Origin of the sequence: Pseudomonas sp. LAIL14HWK12:I10 (genome assembly GCF_900184205.1) — a bacterium.
In the GTDB taxonomy this organism is placed as follows: Bacteria; Pseudomonadota; Gammaproteobacteria; order Pseudomonadales; family Pseudomonadaceae; genus Aquipseudomonas; species Aquipseudomonas kermanshahensis.
Genome location: NZ_FXWU01000009.1, coordinates 279,155 through 292,922 on the forward strand (window position 1 = coordinate 279,155; position 13,768 = coordinate 292,922).

Consider the following 13,768-nt stretch of genomic DNA (forward strand, 5'->3'; position numbering starts at 1 on the left):
CCATTTTCAGAAGGTCGTACGGAGAACAGTGGGTGCAGATCCAGGGTCACTATGAGCTGAAGTTCGAGGCGGTGCGTGAAGCCTTCGCCGAGTTGTTCGATGATCCCCAGGAGCGTGGCGCGGCGCTGTGCATCCAGGTGGGCGGCGAGACCGTGATCGACCTGTGGGCGGGCACCAGCGACAAGGACGGGCAGCAGGCCTGGCACAGCGACACCATCGCCAACCTGTTCTCCTGCACCAAGACCTTCACCGCCGTCACCGCCTTGCAACTGGTAGGCGAGGGCAAATTGGCGCTGGATGTTCCGGTCGCGCGTTACTGGCCCGAATTCGCTCAGGCCGGCAAGCAGTCCATCACCCTGCGCCAGTTGCTCAGCCATCGCGCGGGCCTGCCGGCCATCCGTGAGTTGCTGCCTGCCGAGGCGTTGTATGACTGGCAGGCGATGGTCGATGCCTTGGCCGCCGAAACCCCGTGGTGGGCGCCTGGCACCGAACACGGCTACGCCGCCATCACTTATGGCTGGCTGATCGGGGAGCTGATCCGCCGTGCAGACGGCCGTGGCCCCGGCGATTCGATCGTGGCCCGTACGGCCCGGCCATTGGGGCTGGACTTCCATGTCGGCCTGGCGGATGACGAGTTTTACCGTGTGGCGCATATCGCACGCGGCAAAGGTAACCCCGGCGATGCCGCGGCCCAGCGCTTGCTGCAGGTGACCATGCGTGAGCCCGAGGCGCTGTCGACCCGTGCGTTCACCAACCCGCCAGCGATTCTCACCAGTACCAACAAGCCCGAGTGGCGGCGCATGCAGCAACCGGCGGCCAATGGCCACGGCAATGCCCGCAGCCTGGCAGGCTTCTATGCCGGGCTGCTCGATGGCAGCCTGCTCGAGTCCGAGCTGCTCGACGAACTCACTCGCGAGCACAGTATCGGCCAGGATCGCACCTTGCTGACCCAGACCCGTTTCGGCCTGGGCTGCATGCTTGACCAGCCCGAGGTGGCCAATGCCACCTTTGGCCTCGGTGCCCGTGCGTTCGGGCATCCCGGCGCGGGCGGCTCGGTAGGTTTCGCCGACCCGGAGCACGATGTGGCATTCGGTTTTGTGGTCAATACCCTTGGCCCGTATGTGCTCATGGACCCAAGAGCCCAGAAGTTGGTCCGCGTCCTTGCCAGTTGCCTTTGATCGGGTAATGCGGGTATTGGCTGACCCCTTTGACTATCCTCAATGTCTACGCGTTAAGTGCGTTGGCAAAATTTCCTTCTATTTCATGGTGTATCGCTGATGTCTTCACATAAAACCTTAGCACTCGCCCTGTGCCTGACCGCCGTCACCGGCTGCGCCAGTCATTCCCCGGACGCCGCGAAGGACAGTGGTTTCAACTGGTGGCCTTTTGGGTCGGACCAGGTTGCCGAGCAGGAAGTGAAGCAAGCCGTCACCGAAAAGGTCGCCAAGGCCGATGCCAAGTCCGAAAGCGCAAGCCGCTGGTGGTGGCCGTTTGGCGGCGACGACACGGCCAAAGGGCCCGTTGTACCCAAGATCGACCAGAAAGCCACCCAGGCCTGGTTGGACGAATACGAGCCCAAGCTGCGTGAAGCCATCAAGGACAGCAAGCTGGAACTGGAGCGCCGTGACAACGTGCTGGCGGTGACCATTCCGGTGGACAGCTCGTACAACCCTGATCGCCCGAACATGCTGCTGCCGATGACCCTGGGCCCGATCACCCGTGTGGCCAAGACCGTCGAGGGCGATTCCAAGACCGCCGTGTTGGTGCTGGGCCATGCCGACAGCAGCGGTGTTGCAGCGGCTAACCAGAAGCTCAGCCTGGAGCGCGCCGCCTCGGTGTCGGCGATTTTCCGCCTCAGCGGCCTGCAACGTGATCGCCTGAGCCTGAAGGGGATGGGGTCGGTAATGCCGCGCGCCGCCAACGACAGCGCCGAAGGCCGTGCACTGAACCGCCGTGTGGAATTGCTGCTGACGCCACAGAACACCATGGTCGCGCTGCTGGCCAAGTACCAACAGGCCGCGCCGGCACCGACCCCAGCGTCGATGGTCGCGGTTCAGGATGCCAAGGCACCTGCCGCCAAGGCCGTCAGCACCAAACCGGCTGCCAAGGCCGCTGCCAAACCGGCCGCGAAAAAGCCAGTCGCCAAGGCCAAGGCACCCGCCAAGACGGCTGCAAAAAGCAAAGCCGCGCCGGCCAAGCCCGCTGCCAAGAAGGCGACCACCGACAAGAAAGTAGCCGCCAACAGCCCTGCGAAGACCAACTGATCGTCAAGGAAACGCAGCCATGACTCAAACCCTGGCCGATATGCGCCGCGACTACACCCGTGATGGCCTGGCAGAAGCCCAGGCCCCGGGGGAGCCGTTCGCTTTGTTCCACCAGTGGTTCGCCGATGCGGTGAAGACTGAACAACCCCCGGTTGAGGCCAACGCCTTGACCCTCGCCACGGTCGATGGCGAAGGCCGGCCCCATTGCCGCGTCTTGCTGCTCAAGGGGCTCGATGACCGTGGTTTTACCTTCTTCACCAACTACGAAAGTGCCAAGGGCCAGCAACTGCAGGCCAACCCTTTCGCCGCCATGACGTTCTTCTGGCCGGCGCTGGAGCGCCAGGTACGTATCGAAGGGCGTGTGGAAAAGGTCACGGCCAAGGAGTCGGACGACTACTACCAGGTGCGACCGCTGGGCAGCCGCCTGGGGGCTTGGGCCTCGCCGCAAAGCCAGGTAATAACCGGCCGCGAAGCGTTGGAAGCGCTGGTAAAGGCGACCGAGGCGCGGTTCTGTGACACTCAGCCGCATTGCCCCGAGCACTGGGGAGGGTACCGTCTGTTGCCTGAGCGTATCGAGTTCTGGCAGGGGCGGGCGAGCCGCCTGCATGACCGGTTGAATTACCGCCTGGTGGATGGGCAATGGCTGCGAGAGCGGCTGGCGCCTTGACAACCCTGGGGCCGCTTGCGGCCCCAGGTGTTTATTCCGCTACGCCGGGATAAGCCTCGGCCTCACGTGCCAACCAACTCGCCAGCGCCTTGCGCTTGACCTTCTCCCTGCGTGCCTGCTCCAGCCGCTGCAACATGTAGTCACGCTTCTGCGCATCCTTCCCGGCCATCGATAGCGCCAGGTCGCGGTCCATCCAGCGGCGCATGCGCACATACAGCCACCCATGGAAGTACAGCCCTGCGACAGTTGTCACCACGACGATGAAGTAATCCATGGCTATCCTTGGTCTCACTTGAAAGGCCCCACGATACAGTCCATGCAGGCTGTACCCAGGCTGAATGAAAACAATTTTATTGCGTCTGCGTCGTGACAGCCGTCAACGCGCAGCGTCTAATGGACACCGATGACTTTTGGAGATTTTACCTATGCGTAAATCCGCTTTGCTGGTGGCGACCTTTACCACCATGTCGCTGTTGCTGGGGGGCTGTGCCTCGAGCCTGACCGGCGATAGCTACTCCCGTGATGAGGCCCGTCGCGTGCAGACAGTGCGTATGGGTACCATCGAATCCCTCCGTCCGGTCAAGATCGAAGGCACCAAGACCCCAATCGGCGGTGGCGCTGGCGCCATTGTCGGTGGCGTTGCCGGCAGTGCAGTCGGTGGTGGCCGCGGCAGCATCGTTGCGGCCGTAATTGGTGCAGTGGCCGGTGGCCTGGCAGGTTCTGCCGCCGAGGAAGGCATCACTCGCACCCAGGGTGTTGAAATCACCGTGCGTGAAGATGACGGCAGCATGCGTGCCTATGTGCAGGCCGTTCAGGAAAACGAGATTTTCCGGGTTGGCGACCGTGTTCGCATCATGACCGTCGACGGTACCAGCCGCGTCTCGCACTGAGCCTTGACCCCGTTGTAGCGCTACAATAAAAAACCCCGACATGGCCACGCCAGTCGGGGTTTTTTAATGCCACTGTTTTTAGCTTGCGAGGGGTTTGCGGCTGGCCATCGCAGTGACGGCATAGCCGATGACCGCGGCGAAGAACGAGCCCGTAAGGATGCCCATGCGGTCCATGCCCGCATAATCGCTACTGCCGGGCACGAATGCCAGCGAGCCCACGAACAAGCTCATGGTGAAGCCGATGCCACAGAGGATCGCCACCCCCAGCAATTGCCCCCAGTTTGCGCCTGCCGGCAACGCGGCCAGGCCAAGTTTGATCGCCACCCAGGTCAGGCCGAACACCCCTACCGTTTTACCCAGCAGCAAGCCGACAGCGATACCCATCGGTACTGGATGAGTGAAGCTGTCCAGGTTCATGCCTGCCAGCGAAACACCGGCGTTGGCGAAGGCGAACAGCGGCAGAATGGCGTAGGCAACCCAAGGGTGCAGGGCATGCTCCAGGGACAGCAGCGGCGACGTTTCGGCGTTGCGGGTGCGCAGTGGGATGCACAGCGCCAGGGCGACACCCGCCAGCGTGGCGTGAACACCGCTCTTGAGCACGCACACCCAAAGCACCAGGCCGATGATCAGGTAGGGCCCGAGTTTGACCACGCCAAGCCGGTTCATGGCCAGCAGCGCTACCAGGCAGGCGCCGGCCAGCAACAGCGAGACGCTCGACAAGGTGCCCGAATAGAACAGGGCAATGACAATGATCGCACCCAGGTCATCGATGATCGCCAGGGTCATCAGGAACAGCTTCAGCGAAACCGGTACGCGCTTGCCCAGCAGTGCTAGCACGCCGAGGGCGAAGGCAATGTCGGTGGCGGTGGGGATGGCCCAGCCGGCGACCGCAGCGGGGTCGTCGCGGTTGATGAACCAGTAGATCAGGGCTGGTATCACCATGCCACCCACCGCAGCGGTAGCGGGCAGGACTATCTGCGAGGGCTTGGAGAGGTGGCCGTCGACCACCTCGCGCTTGACCTCCAGGCCGATGAGCAGGAAGAACAGCGCCATCAGGCCGTCGTTGATCCACAGCAGCAAGGGCTTGGCGATTTCCAGCGCGCCAACTTTGACCGCCACCGGGACATCGAGCAGGCCGTTGTACAGGTAGGACAAAGGTGAGTTGTTGATGACCAGCGCAAGAACGGCCGCGGCGATCAGCAGCAGACCGCTGGCAGCTTCGAGCTGAAAGAATCGGGTGAAGAGGCTACGCACGGGCTATGGGCTCTCCCTGAGAGATTAAGGATGGAACGGGCGTACACCCTAGCCTGTGGCGATATGCTTTAAAACAAAAACTATATTCGTTTTTGTTATATGTTATTGCTGCCTGGGCTGTGGCAAGCCTAGACGGTGTTGCGGAAAGCGTGGGTAGGGGGAATCCGATTATCTCTGCAGGCTTTTCTGGCACTGCAGAGCCCCGCAGACTCGATGCCGTGTAGGAGCAGCCTTGCGCTGCGAAGAGGCCAGTGGCAGCACATAGCGCTTCGCTGCTTTCACCGCCCTCTTCGCAGCACAAGGCTGCTCCTACCCGAAGCGGGCCTTATGCGTTCAGCCCGAGCATATCCCGCGCCACCGCCTCGGCAATGCGAATGCCATCGACGCCAGCGGACAGAATACCGCCCGCATAACCCGCACCTTCGCCCGCTGGGAACAGCCCCTTGAGGTTCAGGCTCTGGAAGTCTTCACCCCGGGTAATCCGCAGCGGTGAAGACGTGCGCGTCTCGATACCGGTCAGCACCGCATCGTGCAGGTTGTAGCCTTTGATCTGCCGATCGAATGCCGGCAGTGCTTCGCGGATCGCCTCGATGGCGAAGTCCGGCAGGCTCGGCGCCAGGTCGCCCAGGGTCACGCCCGGTTTATACGACGGTTCGACACTGCCCAGGGCAGTGGACGGCCTGCCGGCCACGAAGTCGCCAACCAACTGCGCCGGTGCCTGATAGTTGCTGCCACCCATCACGTAGGCGTGGGCTTCCAGGCGCTCCTGCAGCTCGATACCGGCTAACGGGCCACCCGGGTAGTCGCGTTCCGGGTCGATGCCGACGACGATGCCGGAGTTGGCATTGCGTTCGTTACGCGAGTACTGGCTCATGCCGTTGGTAACGACGCGGCCAGGCTCGCTGGTGGCTGCGACCACGGTGCCGCCTGGGCACATGCAGAAGCTGTAGACCGAACGGCCGTTCTTGGCGTGATACACCAGTTTGTAGTCGGCGGCGCCGAGTTTCGGGTGGCCGGCGTACTTGCCCAGGCGCGCCTTGTCGATCAGCGTTTGCGGGTGCTCGATACGGAAGCCGACCGAGAAGGGCTTGGCCTCCATGAACACGCCCTTGGCGTGCAGCATGCGGAACGTGTCGCGGGCACTGTGGCCCAGGGCCAGGACCACATGGCGCGAATGCAGCTGCTCGCCGCTTTCCAATACCACGCCGGTCAGTTGCCCATCATCGGTCAGCAGGTCGGTGACTTTCTCCTGGAAGCGCACTTCGCCGCCCAGGGCGATGATGTCCTGACGCATCTGCTCGACCATACCGGTCAGGCGGAAGGTACCGATGTGCGGCTTGTTGATGTAGAGGATCTCATCGGGCGCACCGGCCTTGACGAACTCTTCCAGCACCTTGCGGCCGTGGTGCAGCGGGTCCTTGATCTGGCTGTACAGCTTGCCGTCGGAGAACGTCCCGGCGCCGCCTTCGCCGAACTGCACGTTGGACTCCGGGTTGAGCACGCTTTTGCGCCACAGGCCCCAGGTGTCCTTGGTGCGCTGGCGCACTTCTTTGCCGCGCTCGAGGATGATCGGCTTGAAGCCCATCTGCGCCAGCAACAGGCCGGCAAAGATGCCGCAGGGGCCGAAGCCGACCACGATCGGGCGTTGCTCGACCTTGGCAGGGGCGTGGCCGACGTACTTGTAGGTAACGTCAGGCGCGACGCCGATGTTGCGATCGTCTGCGAATGTGCGAAGCAGCTCGGCTTCGTTGCTGGCTTCGAGGTCGATGGTGTAGATGAACAGCAGTTCGCTGTTTTTCTTGCGTGCGTCGTAGCTGCGCTTGAACAGGTTGAAGCTGAGCAATTGCTCATCGCGGATGCCCAGGCGCTGGACGATGGCTTCGCGCAGGGCTTCGTCAGGGTGGTCCAGGGGCAGCTTCAGTTCGGTGATTCGTAGCATGGCAGGGTCCAGTATCCCGGCCATGGGCGGCCGGCGGCTTTACACAAACCGCCAAGTATAAGCTGTTCGCCGCCCTGACTGGCAGGATAAAAGCGCCCGGCGATCAGTTGTCGCGTGCACCACCGTAGTAACCGCAGCCTTGTAGGGTCTTGCCATCGATGCGCAGCTCGGCGCGCAAGTGACGGACTGCCCCGGTCGCGCTGTCCACGCAGCGTTGCGGTGCGACCCAAAGCTCCACGTGCTGGCCGTTGGCTTCGCTGGTCAGGGTCAGGCCGCCACCGGGTACTTCTTCTTCCAGGAACGGCAGGGGCAGCGGCGCCTGGCCTACGCGGTTGACGACCATGCCTTTGCCGCTGGCTTTGATGTCCCAGTCGGGTTCGTGGCCGTTGGCACGCAGGGTCAGTTGTTTGAAGTTGGGGTCTTCACAGGCCCGGGTCGAGGGCTCCAGGCGGTACAGGCGGCGGACGTCGAGCTGGCCGTCGGTGTTGGCCTGCTTGCTGCCAGTCAGGCGGCCGCGCACGTCGGCGAACAGCTTGTCGCCAGCATCCTTGGCGAGGTTGGCGGCTTCCTGCAGGATGCCAGTGCTGGCGGCGTCGTTGATCACGAAACGGCGGCTTTCATTACAGGGTTTGAACAGCAACTGGCCCCCGGCGGCGCTCAGTTCGCCCTGCATGCGCGTGGTGCCGATGTTCGGGTCGGTCGGCGTGGCAGCCATGAGCTGGCAGCCGGCGAACAGGGGCAGCATGGCGGCGAGCAGCAGGGAGGGGGTGAGGCGCATGGGGCGGGCTCCGGCGATCGTTGCAAAAGAGCTGGCCACGTTACTCAGGGTGCGCGGCGATCACAAGCTTTGTTGATAGCCTGTGCCGGCCTCTTCGCGGGTACTGCACAGCTTTCAAAGTCTCTGCTGGTCTGTGGGAGCGGGTTTACCCGCGAAGAGGCCGGCACAGGCCATATAAATGCAGCAGGTAGAACAAAGGGCCCGAAGGCCCTTTGCTCATCAACCACCCAGATACGCGTCACGCACCTTCGGGTCACTCAGCAGTGCTTCACCCGTGCCCTGCATCACCACCCGTCCGTTTTCCAGTACATAGGCACGGTCGGCGATCTTCAGCGCCTGGTTGGCGTTCTGCTCCACCAGGAACACGGTCACGCCGTCACGGCGCAGCTGTTCGATGATGTCGAAGATCTGCTGGATGATGATCGGGGCCAGGCCCAGCGAGGGCTCGTCGAGCAACAGCAACTTGGGTTTGCTCATCAGCGCCCGGCCAATGGCGAGCATCTGCTGCTCGCCACCGGACATGGTGCCGCCGCGCTGGATATAGCGCTCCTTCAGGCGCGGGAACAGCTGCAGGACCTTGTCCAACTGCTCCTGGTAATCGCCCTTGTCGGTGAAGAAACCGCCCATGGCGAGGTTCTCTTCGACCGTCAGACGGGCGAACACGCGGCGCCCTTCGGGGACTACGGCGATGCTCTTGCGCATGATATGCGAGGAGGTCTGGCCGACCAGTTCTTCACCCAGGTACTTGATGCTGCCACTGTGCGCCTGCGGCGAGCCGCACAAGGTCATCAGCAGGGTCGACTTGCCTGCGCCGTTGGCGCCGATCAAGGTGACGATCTCGCCCTGGTTGATTTCCACGTTGACGCTGTGCAGTGCCTGGATCTTGCCGTAGAAGGTGGAAACGTTCTCGAACTTCAGCATTTACGCTTCCCCCAGGTAAGCCTTGATCACATCAGGATTGTCGCGAATCTGCTCCGGCGTGCCGTCGGCCAGGGGGGTACCCTGGTTGATCACCACGATATGGTCGGAGATGCTCATCACCAGCTTCATGTCGTGCTCGATCAGCAGCACGGTGACGTTGTGTGATTCGCGCAGGTAGGCGATCAGGGCCTTGAGGTCTTCGGTCTCTTTCGGGTTCAGGCCTGCTGCCGGTTCGTCGAGCATGATGATCCGTGGCTGGGTCATCATGCAGCGGGCGATTTCCAGGCGGCGTTGCTGGCCGTAGGCGAGGGTGCCGGCGGTACGGTTGGCGAATTCGGTCAGGTTGACCTTTTCCAGCCAGTACTGCGCGCGTTCCATGGCTTCCTTCTCGCTGCGGCGGAAGCTCGGGGTCTTGAACAGGCCTGCGAAGAAGTTGGTGTTCAAGTGCCGGTGCTGGGCGATCAGCAGGTTCTCCAGCGCGGTCATTTCCTTGAACAGGCGCACGTTCTGGAAGGTCCGTACCACGCCCTTGCGGGCGATCTGGTGGCCGGCCAGGCCCTGGATCGGCTGGCCATCGAGCAGGATGGTGCCGCCGCTGGGCTTGTAGAAGCCAGTCAGGCAGTTGAACACGGTGGTCTTGCCAGCGCCGTTCGGGCCGATCAGCGCCACCACCTGTTTTTCCTTGACGGTCAGGGCCACGCCGTTGACCGCCAACAAGCCGCCGAAGCGCATGCTCAGGCCGCTGACTTGCAGAATTTCGCGGCTCATCGACGCAGCTCCATGTGTGGACGTTGCATAGGCAGCAGGCCTTGCGGACGCCAGATCATCATCAACACCATCAGCGCACCGAACATCAGCATCCGGTATTCGCTGAACTCACGCATCAGCTCAGGCAGCAGGATCATCACGATGGCCGCGAGAATCACGCCCAGTTGTGAGCCCATGCCGCCGAGCACGACGATGGCGAGGATGATCGCCGATTCGATGAAGGTGAACGACTCGGGGGTCACCAGGCCTTGGCGAGCCGCGAAGAAGCTGCCGGCGAAACCGGCGAAGCAGGCACCCAGGGTGAATGCCGAGAGCTTGATCACGGTAGGGTTCAGGCCCAGTGCGCGGCAGGCGATTTCGTCTTCACGCAAGGCTTCCCAGGCACGACCGATCGGCATGCGCAGCAGGCGGTTGATGACGAACAGCGCCAGCAAGGCCAGCAGCAGTGCTACCAGGTAGAGGAAGATCACCTTGTTGATCGAGTTGTATTCCAGCCCGAAGAACTCGTGGAAGGTCTGCATGCCCTCGGCGGCACGGCGTTCGAAGGTCAGGCCGAAAAACTCTGGCTTGGGGATGTTGCTGATGCCGTTAGGGCCGCCGGTCCAGTCGGTGAGGTTACGCAGGAACAGGCGGATGATCTCGCCGAAGCCCAGGGTCACGATCGCCAGGTAGTCGCCGCGCAAGCGCAGCACCGGGAAGCCGAGCAGGAAGCCAAAGGTGGCGGCCATCAGGCCGGCGATCGGCAGGCAGACCCAGAAGCTCCAGCCCAGGTAATGCGACAGCATGGCATAGCTGTAGGCACCTACGGCGTAGAAGCCCACATAACCCAGGTCGAGCAGACCCGCGAGACCGACCACGATGTTCAGGCCCAGGCCCAGCAACACGTAGATCAGAATCAGCGTGGCGATGTCGACTGCACCGCGCGAGCCGAAGAATGGCCAGACCAGCGCAGCCACGATCAGCCCCATGATGATCCAGCGCTGGGTCTTGGGCAGGGTCAGGTAGTTGCTCACCGCAGGCGGGACCAGCTTGCGATCCGAGCGGCGGCCCATGACCGAACTCCACTGCTTGTCGAACAGCACGCGCAGGAACATCAGCACCGAGCAGACGGCGATGATGCTGATGGTGAACGACCCTTGGCTGTGCACGGCCAGGCTGATGCCGTCGATGCTCAGTTTCAGGCCGAGCACCGGGAAGGCCACGGCCCAGACCAGCAAGGCGCTGAAGAACGCCTGTTTAAGATTTTTGTTCATACTTTTTCAACCTCCGGGCGGCCCAGGATGCCGGTCGGCCGGAACAGCAGGACAAGTACCAAGAGACCGAATGCCACCACATCCTTGTACTGGTCGCCGAAAATGTCGGCGCCGAAGGCTTCGGCCACACCCAGCACCAGCCCACCGAGCATGGCGCCCGGAATGCTGCCGATGCCACCCAGGACAGCGGCGGTGAAGGCTTTGAGGCCCACCAGGAAGCCGGCGTTGGGGTTGATCACCCCGTACTGCATGCTCAGCAGCACGGCCGCCACCGCCGCCAGTGCGGCACCGATGACGAAGGTGAGGGCGATGATGTTGTTGGTGTTGATGCCCAGCAAGTTGGCCATCTTGATGTCCTCGGCGCAGGCACGGCAGGCGCGGCCCAGGCGGGAACGGGAGATGAACAGGGTGAGCAGGGTCATGGCCACCAGGGTGACGACGAACACCAGGATCTGCATGTAGCTGATCAGTACTTCTTCAGCACCGCCTGGCCCGAAAGAGAAGCTCCCAGGGATCAGGTTGGGGATGGATTTGTCCTTGGAGTCCTGCGAAAGCAAGACGGTGTTCTGCAGGAAAATCGACATGCCGATGGCGGAAATCAGCGGGATCAGACGGTTGCTGTTGCGCAAGGGGCGGTAGGCAACCCGTTCGATGCTGTAACCATAGGCACTGGTGACGAAGATCGTCGCGACGAAGGCGACGGTCATCAGGATCGGCAGCGAATGGATACCCATCATGGCCAGGCCCGCCAGGGCGATGAAGGCCACGTAGGAACCGATCATGTATACCTCGCCGTGGGCGAAGTTGATCATGCCAATGATGCCGTACACCATCGTGTAACCGATGGCGATCAAGGCATAGGTGCTGCCGATGGTCAATCCATTAACCAGTTGTTGGAAGAAATGGTAGATCTCAGGCATTACAGCGCTCCTAAAAACCTGATTTGCATTTCACTGGCAGGGGTACGGCCAGGAAACCGCGGGTGACGGTTTTAAGATTTTCAGGTGGACCGGCCCCCGGATCGCGGGGATCAGGCCCATGAACCTCGTAAAACAAAGCCCACTGCTCGCACAGTGGGCTTCTACGGTCAGCTATTTAGTCACGCAGTTACTGAGGGGAAACTTCAGTCTTCGGCTTGCCGAAGTGCCATTCGTAGACCACGAATTTGAAGTCTTTCAGGTCGCCCTTCTCGTCGTACGACAGGTCGCCGGTAGGGGTCTTGAAGGTGCCAGCGTGCAGGGCTTCGGCAACCTTGGCGGTGTCTTCCGACTTGGCGGCCTTGATGCCTTCAGCGATCAGCTCGACAGCCGAGTAGGCCGGGAACACGAACGGGCCGCTTGGGTCTTTGCCGTCAGCCTTGATGGCGTCGACGATGGCCTTGTTCGCAGGGTCTGCGTCAAACGACTTCGGCAGGGTAACCAGCAGGCCTTCGGAAGCGCCCTGGGCGATCTGCGAAATGGAGTCGTTGCCGACACCTTCCGGCCCCATGAACTTGGCTTTCAGGCCTTTTTCCTGAGCTTGGCGCAGGATCAGGCCCAGCTCTGGGTGGTAGCCGCCGTAGTAGACGAAGTCGACGTTGTTCTGCTTGAGCTTCTGGATGATCGAGGAGAAGTCTTTGTCACCGGCGTTCAGGCCTTCGAAGACGGCTACCTTGGTGCCTTTGCCTTCCAGGGTCTGCTTGACCGCGGTGGCGATGCCTTCACCGTACTGCTGCTTGTCGTGCAGAACCGCAACGACCTTGGGCTTGACGTGGTCGGCGATGTAGTTGCCGGCTGCCGGGCCCTGGGCGCTGTCCAGGCCGATGGTGCGGAAGATCAGCTTGTAACCACGGGCGGTGATTTCTGGGCTGGTGGCGGCGGGGGTGATCATGATCACGCCTTCGTCTTCGTAGATGTCGGACGCAGGCTGGGTGGAGCTGGAGCACAGGTGGCCGATGACGAACTTGACGCCGTCGTTGACCACTTTGTTGGCGACTGCCACGGCCTGTTTAGGGTCGCAGGCGTCGTCGTATTCCTTGGCTTCGAGCATCTTGCCATCGACGCCGCCCTTGGCGTTGATGTCTTTGATGGCTTGCTTGGCGCCGATGAACTGCATGTCGCCGTACTGGGTGACAGGGCCGGTCTTAGGCCCTGCGATCCCGATCTTGATGGTATCGGCGGCAAACGAATGGCTGGCTACCCCGGCCAGAACCATTGCGGCGAACAGCTTGGAAATCTTGATCATAGTGCTCCACTCATTCTGTTGTAATTCTTATAGTCCTGGCGGCCAGGGCTACAGACCGGGCGGGATGTGCGGTATGGCCACGCCATACTGCATGCCCACCTTCCCCCGGAACATGTCCCGGAACTGTACCGGTACAGTGTAGAGCGCTGTCCGAGCGCTTGAAAAGCGGTCAAAAAGAGCCTGTTTCCTGGGTTGTCGCTTGATCGACACAAAGATACAGAAAGGCGCCATCAATTTGCCTGTATCTGCGGCCCCACCCCACAAGTTCGGGGCCGATCGACCAAATTACGTATTTGAAACCGGGTTTTTCTGCAAAAATACCGGCCTTTTTTATTGGCCGATTTTTGCGGGTACAAACCCATGACTGATCAAACAAGCACCCTCTATGCCAAATTGCTTGGCGAGACGGCAATCATCGAGTGGAAAGCACTGGAGCGCTTCTGGGCGAAGGGTGACCTGATTTGGGTCGACCCCAGCTTGGACCTGATCGCCGTTGCCGAAGCAATGGCCGAGAATCGCAGCGAGATCTTCGCCAAGTGGCGCAGTGATGGCACTGTGGGGCCGGTGACTGCTGAGCAGGCATTGGACCTGCAAAACCGCGACCCAGAGATCTGGGCGGTGGTGGTTTCACCGTTTATCGTGATTCAAGCGAAGCGTTCGGAATCGGCGTGATCGTTTTTAGTGCGTGAAAATGCGCAGCCCGCCTTAATTTGGTGCTTGAAGGCGATCAGCCGGGTAGAGGTAAGTAACAATTCGGCGTGGCGGTAACAGTTTACGGGATGCGTAATGTGGCCGCTGCGCGCCCCCTCGC

The 13,768-nt window shown here is 61.8% G+C and carries 14 protein-coding genes; 5 read left to right on the top strand and 9 right to left on the bottom strand.

Annotation, left to right across the window (positions count from 1 at the left end; genetic code table 11):
• The first annotated feature begins 32 nt into the window (after nucleotides 1-32).
• From QOS90_RS20775 to pdxH, 3 genes are all read left to right on the top strand, one after another.
• Nucleotides 33-1,178 (top strand): serine hydrolase domain-containing protein, encoded by a 1,146-nt coding sequence (locus QOS90_RS20775; RefSeq protein ID WP_085273542.1) that lies wholly within the window; start codon nucleotides 33-35, stop codon nucleotides 1,176-1,178.
• Between the two features lie 99 nt (nucleotides 1,179-1,277).
• Complete coding sequence (locus QOS90_RS20780; RefSeq protein WP_027594229.1) at nucleotides 1,278-2,264, top strand: OmpA family protein; 987 nt, start codon at nucleotides 1,278-1,280, stop codon at nucleotides 2,262-2,264.
• A gap of 19 nt (nucleotides 2,265-2,283) precedes the next feature.
• Nucleotides 2,284-2,931: a pyridoxamine 5'-phosphate oxidase gene (gene pdxH, locus QOS90_RS20785; protein WP_027594230.1), complete on the top strand. Its 648-nt coding sequence runs from the start codon at nucleotides 2,284-2,286 to the stop codon at nucleotides 2,929-2,931.
• Between the two features lie 31 nt (nucleotides 2,932-2,962).
• Here pdxH and QOS90_RS20790 read toward each other — a convergent pair whose 3' ends face one another.
• Nucleotides 2,963-3,205, bottom strand: a complete 243-nt coding sequence (locus QOS90_RS20790; RefSeq protein ID WP_085273541.1) for a 30S ribosomal protein S3 — start codon at nucleotides 3,203-3,205, stop codon at nucleotides 2,963-2,965.
• A 151-nt stretch (nucleotides 3,206-3,356) separates the two neighbouring features.
• Between QOS90_RS20790 and QOS90_RS20795 the strand changes: the two genes are divergently transcribed.
• Nucleotides 3,357-3,821, top strand: a complete 465-nt coding sequence (locus tag QOS90_RS20795; protein ID WP_027594232.1) for an outer membrane lipoprotein — start codon at nucleotides 3,357-3,359, stop codon at nucleotides 3,819-3,821.
• A gap of 78 nt (nucleotides 3,822-3,899) precedes the next feature.
• On the opposite strand, the gene nhaA is transcribed toward QOS90_RS20795, so the two are convergent.
• The 8 genes from nhaA to QOS90_RS20835 all read right to left on the bottom strand — a co-directional run bounded on the left by nhaA (nucleotide 3,900) and on the right by QOS90_RS20835 (nucleotide 12,957).
• The gene (nhaA, locus tag QOS90_RS20800; protein ID WP_085273540.1) at nucleotides 3,900-5,075 is read right to left on the bottom strand and encodes a Na+/H+ antiporter NhaA; all 1,176 of its coding nucleotides are present in this window, start codon (nucleotides 5,073-5,075) and stop codon (nucleotides 3,900-3,902) included.
• 325 nt (nucleotides 5,076-5,400) lie between these two features.
• On the bottom strand, nucleotides 5,401-7,014 hold the full coding sequence (locus tag QOS90_RS20805) for an NAD(P)/FAD-dependent oxidoreductase (RefSeq protein ID WP_085273539.1): 1,614 nt from the start codon (nucleotides 7,012-7,014) through the stop codon (nucleotides 5,401-5,403).
• 103 nt (nucleotides 7,015-7,117) lie between these two features.
• Nucleotides 7,118-7,792, bottom strand: coding sequence for a COG3650 family protein (locus QOS90_RS20810; RefSeq protein WP_027594235.1), 675 nt, complete (start codon nucleotides 7,790-7,792; stop codon nucleotides 7,118-7,120).
• A gap of 219 nt (nucleotides 7,793-8,011) precedes the next feature.
• Nucleotides 8,012-8,713: an ABC transporter ATP-binding protein gene (locus tag QOS90_RS20815; RefSeq protein ID WP_085273538.1), complete on the bottom strand. Its 702-nt coding sequence runs from the start codon at nucleotides 8,711-8,713 to the stop codon at nucleotides 8,012-8,014.
• Nucleotides 8,714-9,481, bottom strand: a complete 768-nt coding sequence (gene livG, locus QOS90_RS20820) for a high-affinity branched-chain amino acid ABC transporter ATP-binding protein LivG (protein WP_027594237.1) — start codon at nucleotides 9,479-9,481, stop codon at nucleotides 8,714-8,716.
• On the bottom strand, nucleotides 9,478-10,734 hold the full coding sequence (locus QOS90_RS20825; protein WP_085273537.1) for a high-affinity branched-chain amino acid ABC transporter permease LivM: 1,257 nt from the start codon (nucleotides 10,732-10,734) through the stop codon (nucleotides 9,478-9,480). The genes livG and QOS90_RS20825 overlap by 4 nt, the downstream gene beginning before the upstream one ends.
• Nucleotides 10,731-11,654: a high-affinity branched-chain amino acid ABC transporter permease LivH gene (gene livH, locus QOS90_RS20830; RefSeq protein ID WP_008097482.1), complete on the bottom strand. Its 924-nt coding sequence runs from the start codon at nucleotides 11,652-11,654 to the stop codon at nucleotides 10,731-10,733. Before livH ends, QOS90_RS20825 begins: the two co-directional genes overlap by 4 nt.
• A 187-nt stretch (nucleotides 11,655-11,841) precedes the next feature.
• A complete protein-coding gene (locus QOS90_RS20835) occupies nucleotides 11,842-12,957 on the bottom strand; it encodes a branched-chain amino acid ABC transporter substrate-binding protein (protein WP_085273536.1) in 1,116 nt (371 codons plus the stop codon).
• 360 nt (nucleotides 12,958-13,317) lie between these two features.
• Between QOS90_RS20835 and QOS90_RS20840 the strand changes: the two genes are divergently transcribed.
• Nucleotides 13,318-13,629: a DUF2288 domain-containing protein gene (locus tag QOS90_RS20840; protein ID WP_027594241.1), complete on the top strand. Its 312-nt coding sequence runs from the start codon at nucleotides 13,318-13,320 to the stop codon at nucleotides 13,627-13,629.
• Nucleotides 13,630-13,768: the final 139 nt, after the last annotated feature.

Excerpts from the sequence above, each read along its gene's own strand:
- QOS90_RS20780 (WP_027594229.1), top strand. The coding sequence starts at position 1,278 with ATGTCTTCACATAAAACCTTAGCACTCGCCCTGTGCCTGACCGCCGTC.
- pdxH (WP_027594230.1), top strand. The coding sequence starts at position 2,284 with ATGACTCAAACCCTGGCCGATATGCGCCGCGACTACACCCGTGATGGC.
- QOS90_RS20790 (WP_085273541.1), bottom strand. The coding sequence starts at position 3,205 with ATGGATTACTTCATCGTCGTGGTGACAACTGTCGCAGGGCTGTACTTC.
- QOS90_RS20795 (WP_027594232.1), top strand. The coding sequence starts at position 3,357 with ATGCGTAAATCCGCTTTGCTGGTGGCGACCTTTACCACCATGTCGCTG.
- QOS90_RS20805 (WP_085273539.1), bottom strand. The coding sequence starts at position 7,014 with ATGCTACGAATCACCGAACTGAAGCTGCCCCTGGACCACCCTGACGAA.
- QOS90_RS20810 (WP_027594235.1), bottom strand. The coding sequence starts at position 7,792 with ATGCGCCTCACCCCCTCCCTGCTGCTCGCCGCCATGCTGCCCCTGTTC.
- QOS90_RS20815 (WP_085273538.1), bottom strand. The coding sequence starts at position 8,713 with ATGCTGAAGTTCGAGAACGTTTCCACCTTCTACGGCAAGATCCAGGCA.
- livG (WP_027594237.1), bottom strand. The coding sequence starts at position 9,481 with ATGAGCCGCGAAATTCTGCAAGTCAGCGGCCTGAGCATGCGCTTCGGC.
- QOS90_RS20825 (WP_085273537.1), bottom strand. The coding sequence starts at position 10,734 with ATGAACAAAAATCTTAAACAGGCGTTCTTCAGCGCCTTGCTGGTCTGG.
- livH (WP_008097482.1), bottom strand. The coding sequence starts at position 11,654 with ATGCCTGAGATCTACCATTTCTTCCAACAACTGGTTAATGGATTGACC.
- QOS90_RS20835 (WP_085273536.1), bottom strand. The coding sequence starts at position 12,957 with ATGATCAAGATTTCCAAGCTGTTCGCCGCAATGGTTCTGGCCGGGGTA.
- QOS90_RS20840 (WP_027594241.1), top strand. The coding sequence starts at position 13,318 with ATGACTGATCAAACAAGCACCCTCTATGCCAAATTGCTTGGCGAGACG.